The following is a 17,793-nucleotide window of genomic DNA, read 5'->3' on the forward strand; positions in this document are numbered from 1 at the left end:
ATATTAGAATTTGAATCTAATATTTAAGGTGCATTTTTTTATTTCATTATTTTATGCCAGTAATTTTAAAAATAAGAGCATCATTTAGAGCTTTTAAGGTAACTGCGTCAACAATGCCTGTTGGCATAATGAATTTTGATTTTTGGAAACTTACTACTGCATTGTAAGTTTTCGTTCCAAATACTCCATCAATAGTGCCTATTTTATATTTTAAGTTACTTAAACCAGTCTGAATTTGTGTAACATCATTTCCAGTCATTCCAATGGAAATAGGAAGTGTTGATACTACAACTGGCTCTCTTTTTATAGTCAAAGTATATTCATTAACATCATCATAGTTAATATCAGTTAGTGTACTTTTTACAAAAACTTTTACCAAATAATCTCCATACGTAGCTGGTGTAAATACACAATTATATGATGCACTATAATCTTGAGAATATGTTAATATTCCAGATGAATTATATACTTCAAATCTATAGACTGGTGAAGTTGTATTATCATATTTAGCCTGTGTGGACATTGTTACAGGTCTCTTTTCATATAAAGTGCCACTAAATGTAGTGTTTATAATTTGTGGCTTTGAACCTACAGTAAAATTCAAATTGGCAGTATTATCAAAAGTTTCAGTAGAAATTTTATCTCTTATATATAAGGATAATGTGTAATTACCTATAGTAGTTGGAGTGTAGGTTAATGTGCTTAACTCACTAAAATCTTGAGTTAATAACACTACACCATTGCTACTTAATTCATATTTATATAAGTAACCTGAACCTGAACCATCACTAATAATGCTACTAAAGTTTATTGGTTGATTAACTGAAATTGTTGAGTTATTAACAGTTAAACTATTTATAGTTGGTTTGTTATAAGCTATAAAAGAAACAACTTTTTGTTTATCAAAATCATTTTTGGAAAGCTTATCTTTAACATATAATGTTACATTATAATTTCCATCTAAATTAGGTGAATAATCAAATGAACTATTTTCTGAGTAATCTTGAGTAAATACAACTGTGCTATCTTTTGTAACTACATATTTATATAAGTAACCAGAACCAGAACCACCAATTACTGATGTGCTTGTAGAAACAGCTTGCCCAACAAGAGTAGAGGTTTTATTTAAATTAAATTCGCTAATAGTAGGTAATAAACTTTGTGTATAAGAGCCATCATAGTAGAAATTCAATATTGTTGTATAGTCTTGTCCAGCTTGAGCTCTAGCTTTTGCTCCTAGTTGGCTTAATCCAATACCATGACCATACCCCTTTCCAGTAAATAAGTAACTAGATGTACTACTATCATAACTTACATTGTACATAGCACTTGGTAGATTTAAAAAGCTATAAGCTCTACTTTTTACAAAAGATTTTCTAGTTTCTGTACCTAAAGAATTAATGTATATTACATCAATATTAGATACTCTAGTACTTGTATAGCGAGTTATACTTGCAAGATCTAATTTTACAAATTTATCTGCACTTGTTAAATAACCTTTGGATTTTAAAAGTGAGTCAATTTGTGCATTGGTAAGAGTAATGTTTCCATTTGGCCAATTATTATTATCAAAACTATCTGCTTTAGCCTTTAAATATGGAAGTGCAGTAGTCCAAACATTTTCAGATGCTTCACTATAGCCACCATTACTAGCTGAATAATACGCACTTACAAGAGTATCATTATATAGTTGAACCATTCCAAAAGTATCATTGACAGCTTTAATTACATTAGTATATGTCTCATTGTATCCTTGATATACTTGGGTGTCAGTAGTATCTGTAAGATCATAACCACTAGCGTTATATAGTCCAATATTATCAAGTGTATAATTTCTTGCTGAAACTGCTTGAGATTTTAGAGCTTCAAGCGGAAAATAATCAGACATTTCAGCACCAACAACACCTTTTAAGTATTCTTCTATGTTTAAAGAATTAACTGGAAATATCAATCCATTAATTATTTTAAATTGAATACTTCCAAGATATTTATAAGTCTTGGTGCCACTTTTAATAGTTATAGTATTGATTTTGTTAAGAGGTTCAAGAGTAAAACTATCATAACTTACTCCATTAAATATAATTTTACCAGTATTAATACTTAAAGTATAACTAGAACCTGAAGTAAGAGCTTGTCCATTAAATGAATATGATCCATTTAGTGTAATAGACATACTTGTTGCACTCATACTTTTTAAACCAATACGTATATCATTGTAATATGCAGAGTTTTGATAGGCAAAAGCCTTTTGAGGAATATTTACTAAAACTGTTGTAAATAAAAAAACAATAGCAATGAAATTTGCAAAAAATCTTTTCTTCATTTTCCCCTCCTAGATACGAATATGTAATCTTATTTTTTTCGTTTATAGTATATAAGTAAATACACTATATATATCGAAATATATCAGAACATAAGTAGATATGTATTTATGGACATTTAGGAATAACATGACTAAAAAGATAGGCATTAGATTAATAGGAGAGAAATGCACAAAAGAATTATTTTTGAGAATTCTTGCAGTCAATTGGTTTAAAGGGGGAAGAAGAGATGATTGTAAGATATGAATTTAGTATTATATATGCATGAGAAAAGGTGCCCTAAATAGAAAATTAATCTTTCTATTTAGGGCAGTTCCTTATTTATCTGATATTATTTTACCATCTTGTATTTCTATAATTCTATCAGTTTTTTCAGCTATTCTTCTATCATGCGTTATTATAATAAAAGTAGTATTATAAGTTTCATTTATTTTTTTCATCAAATTATATATATTTTCAGTGGATTCCGAATCAAGGTTACCAGTTGGCTCATCAGCTAATATTATTTTGGGATTATTCATAAGTGCCCGTGCTATAGCTGTTCTTTGTTGCTGACCACCAGACATATTATTAGCTAGATTATTTTTAACTTTACTAAGGCCAACAAGATCTAATAATTCTTCAGCTCTCTTAAGTGTATCTTTTGATACTTTTGAAGATTTAATTTTATATGGCATTAATACATTTTCAAGAGCTGTAAATTCAGGAAGAAGATAATGAAATTGAAATATAAAACCTATAGTTTCATTTCTAAGTTTAGCAAGTTCATTTTTCTTCATATCTCTAGTGGATTTACCATCTATAAAAATTTCACCTTTAGTTGGTTTGTCTAATGTTCCAATAAGATTTAAAAGTGTACTTTTTCCACTTCCAGATGAACCTATTATAGAACAAAAACTTCCTTCTTCTATAGACAAATTCATCTTATCAATTACTTGAGTTTTAATAATTGTACCATATGTTTTGTTTATATTTGTTAATTCAATAATGTTAGCCATTTTTTATCACCTCCATTGGATTAAGTTTAGAGGAACGTCTTGCTGGAATTAATGAAGCTATGGTTGCTGAAATAATTGCAATAAGAGCAGATAGGGCTATAAATCCATAATCGATATAAAGGGCAATTACTGGAGTTCCATCAGGGTTAAGCGCAAATTTAGTAAAAGTAAAACTTAAAAGTAAACCTAGAATTATTCCTAAAATTCCACCAAGAACCCCAAGTATAAGGCCTTCATAAAGAAATATTAAACTAGCACTTCTATCTTTTATACCCATAGCTTTTAAGATACCAATCTGTTTTGACTTCTGAATTACTGTTATAGCTAATATACTAGCTATTGCAAGAGCAACGGAGATTAAAACAAAAACTTGAATCATTATACTAGAAATACTTTGACCATTTAGGCCACTTAATAATTCTTCATTTTGTGATTTCCAATTGTCAGTTTTTAAATTGCTACTTAGTTGTTGTGACAAATTAAGTGATATTTCATCAGCTTTGAAGACTTCTTTTACCTGCATTTCAATACTAGTAACCTTATCTCCTATAGAAAATAATTCTTGTGATGTTTTTATTGTAGTTATTATCCATGACTTGTTTAAAGAAGCAACATTTAAGTTGAAAAATCCAGTTATAGTAAGCTTATTTATTTGTCCAGAATTTGTTATAACTTCAATGCTATCACCTACATTTAAATTCAATTCATTTGCTAAATCTTTACCAATCATTACTTCATTATCATTTTCAGGTTCATTACCTTCATAAATTCTAGATTTAATATTATAAATTTTATCAGATTCATCTATATTCATCCCTTTCACTAGTACAGAATAGTTTTTATTATCTTTCTTTACAAGTGCAGGGCCATCTGATGAAACTGAAAGATTTATTATCCTATCATCTGAAGAACTTATAGTTTCTTTAATTTGGGTATAATTATCTATTAGTTTATCATCATTATTAGATGATACAGTTATCTGAGGAGAATTGCCTATTGTTTTATTAATAAGACTTTTTTGTAAGCCTTGAATCAATGAGCCGATAAAAATTTGTACAGAAACTCCAACTGCAATTCCAAGTGTTATAAGTAAAGTTTGTCCTTTACTAGATTTTAAGAATCTTACAGCTATGTTGAATGGTAGGTTCATAATTTAGCCTCCTTTTATATAATTTGGATAAGTGAAAAATAATTTCTTTTTAATAATAATTATTAACTGTATATAAATCATATATCACATTTTGAAATAAATCAAGTGGAAATGTTTGATTTATTGATACTATACACAAAACGTGATAATATTATTTTAATGAGGTGAAAAGATATTATGGGGATGGAATTATCAAAATATATAAGAGAGCTTAGAAAAGATAAAGGATATACTCAAAAAGAGTTAGCGGAATTTTTAAAAGTTGGACAAACTACTGTGGCTAATTATGAGCAAGGGACAAGAATTCCAGATATAGAAAAATTAATAAAAATAGCAGATTTATTTGATATTTCGATGGATTATCTTTTAGGAAGAAATCAAAAAAATATGAATTTTAATAATGTAGAAATTAATGAGATAAATGGTCAAAAATTAGAAGAAATTTATTTAGATAGTCTTTTAAGAGGGGATAGGGATTATGCTAGAAATTTTATATTAAACTTATATGAAGTTGGAAAAAGTATTGAATATATATTTTTTGATGTTATAGAAAAAGCATTAAAAAGAGTAGGTGACTTATGGGAAACTGGAAAAATGGATATATGGCTTGAACATTTCATATCAGAAAGTTGTATTGATATTATTAAAGAGGTTAAGATAAGAGCGAAAAATAATAAAAGAGGGAAGCAAGCTAAGATAATGTTATTGAATGCTAATGCTGAATTTCATAATATTGGCGTAAGAATGATTAGTGAGATGTTAGAAATTGAAGGTTTTGAGGTAATGTTTTTAGGATCTAATGTGCCAGTTCAAAGTCTTATTGATGGAATTGAACTAAGAAAACCTGAATTTATAGCCATTTCAACTACTTTAGAATATAATATAGATTCTTCTAAAAATATGATATTTACTATAAAAAATTACTTTGGAAAAAAATCTCCTAAAATATTAATTGGTGGGGCAGCATTTAAGAATTTAAAAAATCCATGTGATTTTACAGGAGCTGATTATTATTGCAGAGAATATAAAGATATAAAGGCATTATTAAAATAATATAAAGTTTAAAGATATAACTTATTATTAGAAAATAAGTTAGTAATATTTGTGAATTTAAAAATGACTATTTATACTTATTTATTTTTATGTTATGTTAATGAATATATACCAATTTAAGAGGTGACAAAAGATGAAGTTGGTCTTAGCAAATGATAAATTAGTGGGAGAGGTTTTAGCTAACCCAATATATACAGAAAGTGGAATGCTATTTTTAAATAAAGGAAATAAAATAAGTGATAATGTTATAAAAAGATTAAAGAAAATGGGGGTAGCCACTTTATATATTGAAGATGGTAATGATGAAATTACATTACAAGAAGCTTTACCTGCACCTATAAAACTTAAAACGATAAAGGCATTAAAAGCATTATTTGAAGAAATAAGAAAAAAAGAACATATTGATGAAAAAAAGGTCATTGGAATAATCAATGAGATTATTAATAATATCAATTTATCAGAAAATGCTACAATTATAAATAACTTAATTCAGAATGACGAATTATCTCAGCTGGCAGTACATTCACTAGATGTAACAATCTTAACTCTAATGGTTGGAAGTAGAAAAAATTATGATAATGATAAATTGGTGAGACTTTGCACAGCTGCATTATTACATGATATAGGTAGATTATTTATAGATGAAGAAACTCATGTAAAAAAAGCATATGAATTACTAAAAAGAAATCCATCAATTATGTCTACAACATATATGGCTGTCTACAATATGTATGAAAGAGAAGATGGAAAAGGTTTATTTGGAGTTAGCGGTGGAAAAATACATGAATTTGCAAAGATACTAGGTATATGTAATGAATATATTGATTATGTATATAACTCAAAAAAAGAAGAAGCAATGCTTCCTCATGTTGCAATGGAAAGAATCGCAGTTGATGCAATGAACAGATACGGTAGAGAGATTTATATGTCTTTTGCAAAATCAGTGTATTGTTATCCTAATGGATTGCAGGTTAAATTAAACAATGGAAAAATTGCAGTAGTTACAATGCAAAATAAAGGAGTTACAACAAGACCGATTTTAGTGATTAATAGTGGAGATAAGTTTGAATTTTGTAATTTAATAGAGGAAAAGAATTTAACTTTATTTATAGAAGAAGTAATAATTTAATTATTTGATATATTTTTTGATTTTAAGCTGTGGAAGTATCCATGGCTTTTTTGCATATAATAATTATGATTGGCAAAACTGTATTTGTGCTAATGGAATTTTGTATATTAAAATATAAATTTTTGTGGGAGGTGAAGAGTTGCTATAAAAATATACTATATATTTTGAGCAATAGAAACAATGACAAGAGAATTAATCATACCAAAAAACTACAAGTCTTTAATTAGTGAAATGGAAAGCCAAAGGGCAATAAAAAAGATAAAGGATTTTTTTCAACAAGAACTTGCTTATGGTCTAAATCTTAGAAGAGTTTCAGCACCGCTTTTTGTGACACCTGAAAGTGGATTAAATGATTATCTTAATGGAGTAGAGAGAACTGTTGATTTTACATTAAAAGAAATGGATGAAAAGAAGGTTGAAATTGTACAATCACTTGCAAAGTGGAAGAGAATGGCCTTAGGAAAGTACAAAATAGAACCTGGTAATGGAATATATACAGATATGAATGCTATAAGAAGAGATGATGATATGGATAATCTTCACTCTATTTATGTAGATCAGTGGGATTGGGAAAAATCTATTAATAAGTCAGATAGAACAGAGGAATATCTTAAAGAAACAGTAATAACAATTTATAATGCAGTTAAAAATTTAGGGGATTATGTTAATAGGTTATATCGTGATCTTCATACAGATTTACCAAATGAAATATTTTTCATTACAACACAAGAACTAGAAGATATATATCCAGATTTAACTGCTAAGGAAAGAGAAAATGCTATAACAAAAGAAAAACGAGCTGTATTTATCATGAAGATAGGGAGCTTATTAAAATCAGGGAAAAAACATGATGGTAGGTCTCCAGATTATGATGATTGGGAATTGAATGGTGATATTTTACTTTGGAATGATGTTTTAGAAATTGCCTATGAAATTTCATCAATGGGGATAAGAGTTGATGAGGAATCTATGGAAAAACAACTTAAAGTTTCAAATGTAATGGAAAGGAGTGAATTACCTTTCCATAAGGCTATATTGAATAGTGACCTACCATATAGTATAGGTGGTGGAATAGGGCAATCTAGACTTTGTATGTATTTTTTACGTAAGGCTCATATAGGTGAAGTGCAGGTTTCTGTATGGCCAGATGATATGATAGAAGAATGTAAATCAAATAATATATTTTTATTATAATAATTTTAATGGCTGTAGTTAAAGAGCTACAGCCATAAACTTAGCTATTTAAAATCTTAATAGCTTCATCTCTATAAGAATCCATAATATAAGGAATCTTAGTTACATTAGTACATTCTTCAGTAAGACTCATAAGGTCTTTTCTAGACAAAGAAGGAACATCAAAACATCTTGCTCCTGCCATAAGTTGTTGAAGCCCAACCTTAATTTTATCAGAATAACTATAAATACCGATAGCTCCAAGAGGAATATTTTTTATTTCTTTAGAACCTACTAAATCTTTAATTTTTTCATAACAAACAAATATTTCTTCAGGAGTTTTACCAAATTCACTAACTGTTTTAGGAAGGTTGTTAGATTTAATCCATTCATCTATATTCTTTCCTACCATACCAGGAATCATAAGAGCTCTACCCATACAAACTGCTTTTACAAAAGGTGAACCTAAAGCTAATGCTTTAAATATTCCATCTTCAGAAGAAAAACCTCCAGCAAAAGCAACATCAGGAACTTTTTCACCCTTATCTTGCAAGAGTTTTAAGAATTCATAGGCTGCTGAATGTAAGTAGATAGATGGCATACCCCATTCTTCCATCATTCTCCAAGGACTCATTCCAGTGCCTCCAGAAGCACCATCTATAGTTAATAAATCAATTTTAGCTTTAGAGGACCACTTTATTGCCATGGCAAGTTCTCTAAGACCATAAGCACCAGTCTTTAGCGTTATTCTTTTAAAACCTAGATTTCTAAGTCTTTGAACTTCTGTCATAAATCCATCTTCGCTAATAAATCCAAGACGACTATGTCTTTCAAATTCTTTGATTGAACCATCTTTAAAAGATGCTTGGTTAATTGGATCAGAAGGATCTGGAGTCACTATATATCCTCTTTTTTGTAATTCTAAAGCTCGGTCAATACTATTAACCTTAATTTCGCCTCCTATACATTTTGCTCCCTGACCCCATTTTAATTCGATTGTTTCTATTCCATGTTTTTCTATAATATATTCAGCTACTCCAAGCCTCGTATCTTCAACGTTCATCTGTATAAGAAGTTCTCCAAATCCTTTATGATATCTTTTGTAAACTTCTATTCGTCTATCCATTTCAGGTGATAATTTTACCTTATTATTGCTATCTAATACAAGTCCAGGATCAATTCCACAAACATTTTCTCCACAAACAATAGTTATTCCAGAAATTGCAGCACCTATAGCAAAGTGTTCCCAGTTGTTTCTTGCAATTTCAGTTGAGCCAAGCGCTCCTGTAAAAATAGGAACACTCATTTTTACTTTTTTGTTCCATCCATATTCTGTTTCAGTATTAACTGTAGGGAAAAGAGCATTATCAGAATTTGCCACAGCGTCATTTGGAAGTCCTTTGCCACCTAGTGCATAACCATGTATGTTTAAATGTGAATAGTCTACTGGATAATCTTTATCTCCACCAGCAGTTATTTCTCCAAAAGGGCCTGGATAGATAAGTTCTCTACCACGAAAAGTAGATTTAAATACTTCACAGTTTCCACGGCATCCATCAATGCATCTTGAGCATAATCCACTTGAAGGAACTACGTTTCTTGAACGATTAAAAGTTCTTGTACAATCATTTGAATTTGGTTGTTCTAAATTCATTTATAACCTCCTTGTATAATTTAATACTTAATAAAAAGATTTATAAATAAATTATATGAATAACTTAATAAAATTAAGCAAATTTAATTAAAAATTAATATTAGTTTTAAAGTTAATATGATCTTGATTTTAATTTTTATAGGAAAATATACGCATTTTATTTCATAAATTTTGTTTTTGGGTTTATATGTTGAGAAAGCATGACAAGTGTGTCAATATAACATGGTATGTGAGTAGATTATATTAGAAATTAAATTATATAGATAAAAGAAAGAGAGTGATTAGGTACTATGAGAATTACGATTATTGGTGCAGGAGCTATGGGAAATTTGTTTGGAGGATATTTATCTCTTGAGAATGAAGTATATATGATTGATGTAAATAAACATATAATAGATTCAATTAACCATAATGGTATAAATATTTTTGAAAAGAAGCTTCAAAGAACAATAAATTATAAAGTACAGGCTTTAATTGATACTTCTAATATTGGAGAAATGGATTTAGTAATAATGTTTGTAAAGAATATTTACACTATTTCTGCATTAGAGAGTAATAGAAGTTTATTTGGAGAAAATACCTTAGTTATGTCTTTGCAAAATGGTGCAGGGAATGATAGAGATTTAGAAAAGTTCATTAAGAAAGAAAATATTTTAATAGGAACAACTGAACATAATTGTCGTAATCTAGGCGAAGGTAAAATTTCACATGATGCTATAGGAGTAACAAATATTGGAATGATTATTTATAATGAAGAAAAACTTTCTAAAATTGAAAAGGTTTTTAAAGAATGTAATATAGAAACAAAAATATATGAGAATATTCAGGAGATAATTTGGAGAAAATTATTTATTAATATGTCACTTAATTCCATTACTGCAATCTTACGATGTAAAGTTGGATATATTTATGATAGCAAGTACGCAACACACATTTTAGAAAATATTTTATCAGAAGCAGTTGATGTAGCGATTGCAGATGGAATGGATTTTAATAAGGACGAAATAATTAAGAATATCCAAAAACATATTCATGAGGATTTTTATGAAATTATCACATCTATGAATCAAGATGTTTCAAATAAGAGGGAAACTGAAATAGATCATATTAATGGAGCTGTTGTAAAAGCAGGAAAGGAATATGGAATTCCTACTCCCTACAATGAATTTGTAGTAAATATAATTCATGCTATTGAAGGATTGTATTAAATTATAAGGAGTTAATTTTGTTTTGTAATTTTTCTATTTCAGTCATTAAAGTGTTTATGTGAGATTCTAACTCATCTATTCTTTTTGTAATAGATGAGTTTTGGCTATTTTGAGTACTGCTATTTTGGTTGGTATTGCAAAATGGATTATTTACATTGTAATTATTTGGACAAAAGTATCTTCCGGGTCCCCCTTGGAAATATTGTTGTTGAGCATTATAAGTTAGTATCACTTGTCCAAGTAGCTCAAACCAATTTCCTAAGGCATTTTGAACATTAAAGGGTATATTACCTGAAATTATTTCTCCAAGTATTCCGCTTATTGCAACAAATAATTCTGGATTTAAATTTTGAAATCCATTTGGTATATCAAAACATCCTGGGTTATTTTTAGTTTCTGAATTGTTTGGATTAGTATATCCACAAGCTTTTAATAAATCTTCAAAATTGCTCCATCCATTAAAATCCATGACTTCCTCTTAATATAAGTACTTTCATTTATTATATTTATATCATATTATAATTGTTACTTTAGTATATGGAATAATATGGGATTTTAATTTATTAACAATGATTAAGAAATATTAAAGATTTTATGTAAAATTAGATTTTTATTCTTCAACATAGAGTTGTAGGATATTATATTTTGCATAAATAATTAATAAACTTGTATATTTCTGATGCATTTTGGTAATGGAATTGTGCTATATCACTTCTGGTATACAAGATTAAACGGTAAAAATTACAGGTTAATTTATATATACTTATAGAAAAGATTATCTTTTAAGAATAAAAATATAGATATAACTCAGTGATTATGCGGAAATTTAAAAGTGCAAAATAATTAACAATATCATTGCTAATTATTTTACTGTTGTATTTTGTATAAACATGTAGTATACTAAAAAAAGAAATTGGTATTAGAGTGTAAATTGTTAACGTATGCAAATAAAATTAAAATTTAAACATTCATTTTTAAAGATTTTTTTGATAATTATTAAAAAGATTAAATACATTAGCCATTGATTGTTAACGTGTACAGAAAAAAATTGAATTTAGAACTTTTTAGAAATTTATTTGTGATTTATTAAACAATCATTAAAAAAAGGAAATATCCTAAAAATTGCTAAAGTATTTAAAAAATTATAAATGAAAAATAAAAGATGATTATCTTTGTTATATAGTTTAAGAGTTGATACTTAGTATTAATTTTGAGTAAAAACTCATTTTGTGAAAACCTTTATAAATAGAAATTTTGTAAAGAGTAAGTAAATAATAAAAAATGAGATGAGAAATTATTTATAAGGAGAAGATCTTATGAAAAAGCTATCTTTAAAAGAGAAAATTTCCTATGGGTTTGGTGATTTTGGAAATGGATTCATGTTCGATTTAGGACAAGCATACCTTTCTAAATTCTTTACTGATGTATGTGGCATACCAGCTGCACAAGCAAAGAATATATTTGTATTTACAAAAATATTTGATGCATTTATGGATCCGATAGCAGGGTCGGTAATTGATGCTAGAAAGCCAAGTAAAACTGGTAAGTTTAGACCAGTTATGATGATTTCAAGTATTATACTTGCAGCATTAACAGTGTTTACATTTACTATGCCTGATATGTCAGTAGGTAATAAATTAATATATGCATATGCAGCATATATGATATGGGGGCTTGTATATTCTTTTACAAATATTCCATATGGTTCTTTAGCATCTGTTATGACACAAGATGTTAATGATAGAAGTCAAATGGCAACATTTAGACAAGCAGGGTCTTTAGGTGCTCAGTTAATTACTGGAGTTGCATTTGTACCTATATTAACACATTTTACAGATCCTAAAATTGGATATCCTATAGCAGCAGCTATTATGGCACTAATAGGAATAATTGCATTCTTTATTTGTTTTAAAAATACTAGAGAACACATTCAACCTAAAGCAAAAGTACAAGAAAAATTAACTTTTGCAGATTATAAAGGAGCAATATTTGCTAACAAACCATTAATTGCTATAATCATTATGACTTTATTTACAATATCAGCTATGAATGCAAATAACCAAATGATGATATATTACTGTCAATATGCTCTTGGTAATGTTGAACTTCAACCAGTTATAAATACAATAATGATTGGATGTTCTATAATAGGAATAGCAGCTATTCCAAAGCTTGTTTCTAAGTTCGGAAAAAAGAAAACAGCTATGATAGGATTTGCTATTAGTATAGTTGCTAATGGATTAAATTTTATATTACCAGCAAACTTCTATACTTTCACAGCACTTGTTACTATAGGATACATAGGATTAGCTATACCAAATGGTGTAACATGGGCTATGGTATCAGATTGTATAGATTATAGTGAATGGAATACTGGAAAGAGAAAAGAAGGAATAATCTATTCTGCATTTAACTTTGCAAGAAAGATAGCACAATCTTTAGCAGCATATGTTACTTTAGGAGCACTAGGATTAACAGGATATGTCCCAAATGCAGTACAAACTTCAAGTGCATTATTTGGAATGAAAGCTGTAATGGCATTATATCCAGCAGTTGCATTAACTTTAGCAGCAATTGTTGTATTTGTATTATATGATTTAACAGATGAAAAATTCAATTCAATTGTTAAAGAGTTACAAGAAGGAAAATTTAGAAATAATTAATAAGTAGAATAAATTAAAGTGCAGAGTGAATTATTTTTCACTCTGCACTTTGTTGTCTATAAGTTGTAAATTATTTTCCCTTATTATATTAGTTATTAAATCAGCATAAATATTATTTCCTTTTTCATCTTCTATTGTACTATAACCAGCATTTTCAATAGCCTGAGCCTGTTTTATATATTGTGAATAATTGAAGACACCACTTTCTTTATAACGTTTATTATCAGAAATAAATTTGCCATAATCATCTAAAGATTCATTTATATTGTCATAACTTCTAAAATTGTCTTTTATAGTTTTGTTGTAATATTCAGATGTAGTCATATTTACACTTTTTCCCTTCCAACTATTATCAGCTTTTATTCCAAATAAATTATTTGCTTTAGTACTGAGTTCGGATTTTCCCCAACTTGATTCTAAAACAGCTTGAGATATAGTGATAGAAGGAAGAATCTTATATTTTTTATATATTTCAATTGCTTTTGGAGTAAGTTCATTAATAAATTTTTTAGTTTCAGAAGTTTCTTTTAAATTATCTGGAACTAAACCAATATGGGTTAATTGCTCTATATATTTGTAAGTCTTTTCTTTTTGCGATTTTGTAAATGATAATTCATTTAATATATAATCTAAACTGACAAGTGTGAAGTTATTATTACTATTGTTTGATTTAAAAAAAGTTTTTCCTAATTCTTGAATGCTCTCATCAGTAGATTTTGAAAGATCTTTTTTATATCTTACATAATCAATTGCTGCTAGATATTGCCAGTTTACTTGAAGCTTGTCTTCGCTTATGGTATCAGTTGAATTAATATAGAGTTTGATTTCTGAATTATTTAATTTTATCCTGTCATTTTTTTGATAAAAGTATAGTATTGTCAATCCAATACATGAAATAACAAGTAGTGAAAAGATTGTTTTAACTATCCTTAATAATTTTCTTCTAAATTTTTCGTTCATATATTCCTCTTAATATTTCTATAAATTATTAATCAATAAGACATTTATTAAATGCTTAAGACATAATTATAGTATCATAATAGTTGTTGGATTTTGACATATTAAAGCAATATTAATAATTTCTTAAATATTTTAAGCTTATTTTATTAACTGTTCTTTATAAGTGTTTACATATGAATGAGAAATGATATACAATATATGTATTGTTATATATATTATGGGAGATAATTGAAATGAAAAAAATAAAATTTGGAGTTGTTCTTTTGGTTGTAGTTTTAGGAATAGGAATTTATTATTATAAGTTTATTTCAGATTTTTCTTGTTTAGCTGATATTAAAGGTGATATTACATCAACGCAAAGTAATGGTTCAGAAGCAACTTTTCAAGTTGAAAAGGGTGAAAAAATTAAATTCGTTTGCAACTCTGTAGTTCAGCAAGGAAATTTGAAAATAACTTTAAATGATGCAAATGGGAGAGCAATAAAAGACTTTGATATAAATAAAAAATATTCTGAAGAATTTACTTTTGAAAGTCATGGAGAATATGGAATATCAGCTAAGTATAGTGATTTTATAGGAAGTTTTAATGTTAAATGCAAATAAAAAAATTAAAAATTATATATGCTAAAATAAGAAAAGTTGAAAAACTCTCCTTTTTCTCATAAGCAAATTTGTTCATGAGTAAAAGAGGAGTTTTTTACAAGTTAAATATCACCTTTAAATTTACATATCATTTCATTAGTAAGACTGATTCCATCATATTGAACTTCAATTTTTTCTCTTTCAACCCAAATTGCTTCAGAAAGTTCATTTTCATCTAGAGTTATTTCTGAATTACCATCAAGTTCAGCAAAATATCCAATAAGTAAACTTTCTGAGAATCCCCATGGTTGAGATTTATAATATTTTATATTTTTAACCTTAACTCCTACCTCTTCCATAACCTCTCTTTTTACAGTTTCCTCTGGTGTTTCACCAATCTCTACAAATCCAGCAACTAGAGCATATCTTGTATATTCTCTACCAGCATACTTGGTAAGAAGTAATTTATCACCATCATAAATAGCAACTATAACAGCAGGAGAAATTTTTGGATAAATCATATTATGACAATCTTCACAAAGTAGCATTCTTTCTTTTTTATCAGCTACTAATTCATGTCCACATCTACCACAATATTTATTATTTTTATACCATGAATTTAAATGGTAAGCTGTAACACCTGCATAGGCATAATATTTTGGGGAAGAAGTTCTCAATAAGTTTATATTTTCAAAGGTAAAACCTTCGATTTTTATTTCACTTTCTACTTGAGCTAGAAAAAAGTCATGTTCATCTATTCTAAATAAATATATATAATTAGCTTTTATATTTTGAAAGTCACTATATTTTGGATAAGTTATAACTCCATTAGCATTATTTGATAGAATGGTATTTTCTTTATAATATAAAATAAAGCTATCATTATTAGGTTTTTTTTCTATATATTCATTATGAAGTATATTTGGATGTATATCTTGAATCATATTTTTACGTCTCCTCATTTCATTAGATTTGTCAAATAGCTGTGAACAAGCTTGTCCAATTCAATCTGCTATTTAAACCCATGTAATTATTTTACCACTATATAGACCTATTGCAACAATACAGTTTCTTATAATGTATATAAAAAATATGTTATAGTTATTGTAGTAAAATAAGTTAAATTATAACATGATTAATTAAAGAGGATAGAGATGAGAAAAAGAATTTTATTGATAGAAGATGATATTAAGTTAACAAAGTACATGGAGGAATATTTAACTGCTTATGATTATTCAATCAAAACTATTAAAGATTTTGATAACATACAAGAAGAGATAAGTAGTGCAAAAAGTGATTTAATACTTTTGGATATAAATCTTCCAAGGTTTGATGGATTTTATTTTTTAAAAATAATTAGAAACAATAGCAACATACCTGTTATTATTGTTTCTTCAAGAAGTGAAGAAGGAGAACAAATTAGAGGGATGGAACTTGGAGCAGATGATTATATAACAAAGCCATTTAGTATGGGAATACTATTAGCAAAAATAAATGCTATTATTAGAAGGACAAATACATCAAAAGAAAATATTATAGAAGTTAAAGGAATAAAGCTTATTTGTGAAGGAATGGAGATAATGATAGATGAGAAAAGCATCCCCTTATCAAAAAATGAGTACAAGCTACTAAAGCTATTTTTTATAAATCATGAAAAGGTGGTTACAAGGGAAGAATTACTTGAGAATTTATGGGATGAAGATGATTTTGTAGATGATAATACATTAACAGTTAACATAACAAGGCTAAAGAAAATGTTGAAGGATAATAATGTACAATTGGCTGTGGAAACAAAAAGGGGGATTGGATATGTCCTTAGGTAAGTTAATAAGAATTACATTAAATAAAGAGAAAGTTTTTATTTCTCTTTATTTATGCAACTTGTTTTGTATAATGCTGTTTTATTATTTTATTTATGATAAACATTTTATAGCTTATCCTATTTTATTAAGTTCATTCTTCTTAATTTTATATTTGAGTTATAAATTATACATATATAATTGCTTCTATAGTTCATTAGAAGAAGCAAAAACAAGTCCAGATTATAAAGTGAAGGACAGTGTGTTTGAGGATATATTTGAAGATATTAAAGAAATACATAATAGTTATATTTCTAAGATATATACTTTGGAGAATAATAGAGTAGAAAAGGAAAAATTACTAACAGAGTGGATTCATAATATGAAGACTTCAGTTGCAGTGATGAATTTAGCTATAGATAAATTGCCAAATAAAGATGTGATTTCTGATATAAGATATGAAAATAGTTTATTGCAGAAAAATTTAGAAGGTGCATTAAACCTATTTAGGCTTGAGGAGTTTTCAAGAGATTATGTGCCTGAAGTTATAAATTTAAAGGAACTTGTGAAGAAAAGCATAAATTCACAGAAAAGAAATTTTATTTATGGTGATATCTTTCCAGATGTAAGAATTCCAGAGAATCATTTTATTTTATCAGACAAAAAATGGAGTGAATATGTATTAGTTCAGATTATAAGTAATGCAATAAAATATTCATATACAAAAGGAAAAGTAAGTTTTAGAAGTGAGGAAACTGATAAAAACATTATGCTCTACATAGAAGATACAGGAGTAGGAATAAAAACAGAGGATTTACCAAGGATTTTTGATGTGTTTTTTACAGGTAGTAATGGTAGAAATGAGGAAAAGTCTTCAGGAATAGGATTGTATATGTGTAAGTGTATTTGTGATAATTTAGGTGATAAAATACAGATTGTTTCAGAGTGGAATAAAGGGACAAGTGTTAAGATTACTTACATAAAAAATTAACAACCTTTCATCAGTGTAAGGTTAGGTAAGTTAAATCGATTTGTGAATATATAGATTGATAATATACTTTAGATAAGGCATATGTAAGAAAATAAACTAGCATGCTGACTTGT

15 protein-coding genes are annotated in these 17,793 nt (G+C 27.6%); 8 read left to right on the forward strand and 7 right to left on the reverse strand.

Annotated features, from left to right (window positions below):
* Positions 1 to 46: 46 nt before the first annotated feature.
* From NNC19_RS09910 to NNC19_RS09920, 3 genes are all read right to left on the reverse strand, one after another.
* Complete coding sequence (locus tag NNC19_RS09910; protein ID WP_310938484.1) at positions 47 to 2,323, reverse strand: SpoIID/LytB domain-containing protein; 2,277 nt, start codon at positions 2,321 to 2,323, stop codon at positions 47 to 49.
* A gap of 315 nt (positions 2,324 to 2,638) precedes the next feature.
* Complete coding sequence (locus NNC19_RS09915) at positions 2,639 to 3,319, reverse strand: ABC transporter ATP-binding protein (protein ID WP_310938485.1); 681 nt, start codon at positions 3,317 to 3,319, stop codon at positions 2,639 to 2,641.
* A complete protein-coding gene (locus NNC19_RS09920; protein WP_310938486.1) occupies positions 3,312 to 4,469 on the reverse strand; it encodes an FtsX-like permease family protein in 1,158 nt (385 codons plus the stop codon). The genes NNC19_RS09915 and NNC19_RS09920 overlap by 8 nt, the downstream gene beginning before the upstream one ends.
* A gap of 177 nt (positions 4,470 to 4,646) precedes the next feature.
* Here NNC19_RS09920 and NNC19_RS09925 point away from each other — a divergent pair, with 177 nt between their 5' ends.
* The 3 genes from NNC19_RS09925 to asnA all read left to right on the forward strand — a co-directional run bounded on the left by NNC19_RS09925 (position 4,647) and on the right by asnA (position 7,845).
* Positions 4,647 to 5,522 carry a helix-turn-helix domain-containing protein gene (locus NNC19_RS09925; protein ID WP_310938487.1) on the forward strand — a complete coding sequence of 292 codons (876 nt, stop codon included), beginning with the start codon at positions 4,647 to 4,649 and terminating at the stop codon, positions 5,520 to 5,522.
* Between the two features lie 133 nt (positions 5,523 to 5,655).
* Entirely contained in the window at positions 5,656 to 6,651 is a 996-nt protein-coding gene (locus NNC19_RS09930) for an HD domain-containing phosphohydrolase (RefSeq protein WP_310938488.1), read from the forward strand.
* A gap of 180 nt (positions 6,652 to 6,831) precedes the next feature.
* On the forward strand, positions 6,832 to 7,845 hold the full coding sequence (asnA, locus tag NNC19_RS09935; protein WP_310938489.1) for an aspartate--ammonia ligase: 1,014 nt from the start codon (positions 6,832 to 6,834) through the stop codon (positions 7,843 to 7,845).
* 40 nt (positions 7,846 to 7,885) lie between these two features.
* Here the strand turns inward: asnA and NNC19_RS09940 are convergent, their stop codons facing one another.
* Entirely contained in the window at positions 7,886 to 9,478 is a 1,593-nt protein-coding gene (locus NNC19_RS09940; protein WP_310938490.1) for an FMN-binding glutamate synthase family protein, read from the reverse strand.
* Positions 9,479 to 9,768: 290 nt separating this feature from the next.
* Here NNC19_RS09940 and NNC19_RS09945 point away from each other — a divergent pair, with 290 nt between their 5' ends.
* Positions 9,769 to 10,686 carry a 2-dehydropantoate 2-reductase gene (locus NNC19_RS09945; RefSeq protein ID WP_310938491.1) on the forward strand — a complete coding sequence of 306 codons (918 nt, stop codon included), beginning with the start codon at positions 9,769 to 9,771 and terminating at the stop codon, positions 10,684 to 10,686.
* Between the two features lies 1 nt (position 10,687).
* On the opposite strand, the gene NNC19_RS09950 is transcribed toward NNC19_RS09945, so the two are convergent.
* Positions 10,688 to 11,155, reverse strand: coding sequence for a hypothetical protein (locus tag NNC19_RS09950; RefSeq protein WP_310938492.1), 468 nt, complete (start codon positions 11,153 to 11,155; stop codon positions 10,688 to 10,690).
* Between the two features lie 847 nt (positions 11,156 to 12,002).
* On the opposite strand from NNC19_RS09950, the gene NNC19_RS09955 reads away from it, so the two are divergent.
* Entirely contained in the window at positions 12,003 to 13,349 is a 1,347-nt protein-coding gene (locus NNC19_RS09955) for a glycoside-pentoside-hexuronide (GPH):cation symporter (protein ID WP_310938493.1), read from the forward strand.
* 30 nt (positions 13,350 to 13,379) lie between these two features.
* Here the strand turns inward: NNC19_RS09955 and NNC19_RS09960 are convergent, their stop codons facing one another.
* Positions 13,380 to 14,309: a glucosaminidase domain-containing protein gene (locus NNC19_RS09960; protein WP_310938494.1), complete on the reverse strand. Its 930-nt coding sequence runs from the start codon at positions 14,307 to 14,309 to the stop codon at positions 13,380 to 13,382.
* Positions 14,310 to 14,542: 233 nt separating this feature from the next.
* Between NNC19_RS09960 and NNC19_RS09965 the strand changes: the two genes are divergently transcribed.
* Positions 14,543 to 14,911, forward strand: coding sequence for a hypothetical protein (locus tag NNC19_RS09965; protein WP_310938495.1), 369 nt, complete (start codon positions 14,543 to 14,545; stop codon positions 14,909 to 14,911).
* A 101-nt stretch (positions 14,912 to 15,012) separates the two neighbouring features.
* Here the strand turns inward: NNC19_RS09965 and nudC are convergent, their stop codons facing one another.
* Positions 15,013 to 15,834, reverse strand: coding sequence for an NAD(+) diphosphatase (nudC, locus tag NNC19_RS09970; RefSeq protein ID WP_310938496.1), 822 nt, complete (start codon positions 15,832 to 15,834; stop codon positions 15,013 to 15,015).
* Positions 15,835 to 16,044: 210 nt separating this feature from the next.
* Here nudC and NNC19_RS09975 point away from each other — a divergent pair, with 210 nt between their 5' ends.
* Positions 16,045 to 16,713: a response regulator transcription factor gene (locus NNC19_RS09975; RefSeq protein WP_310938497.1), complete on the forward strand. Its 669-nt coding sequence runs from the start codon at positions 16,045 to 16,047 to the stop codon at positions 16,711 to 16,713.
* Positions 16,700 to 17,680, forward strand: a complete 981-nt coding sequence (locus NNC19_RS09980) for a sensor histidine kinase (protein ID WP_310938498.1) — start codon at positions 16,700 to 16,702, stop codon at positions 17,678 to 17,680. Before NNC19_RS09975 ends, NNC19_RS09980 begins: the two co-directional genes overlap by 14 nt.
* The last annotated feature ends 113 nt before the right edge of the window (positions 17,681 to 17,793 follow it).

Source organism: Clostridium sp. SHJSY1 (assembly GCF_031626875.1).
GTDB lineage: Bacteria > Bacillota > Clostridia > Clostridiales > Clostridiaceae > Clostridium.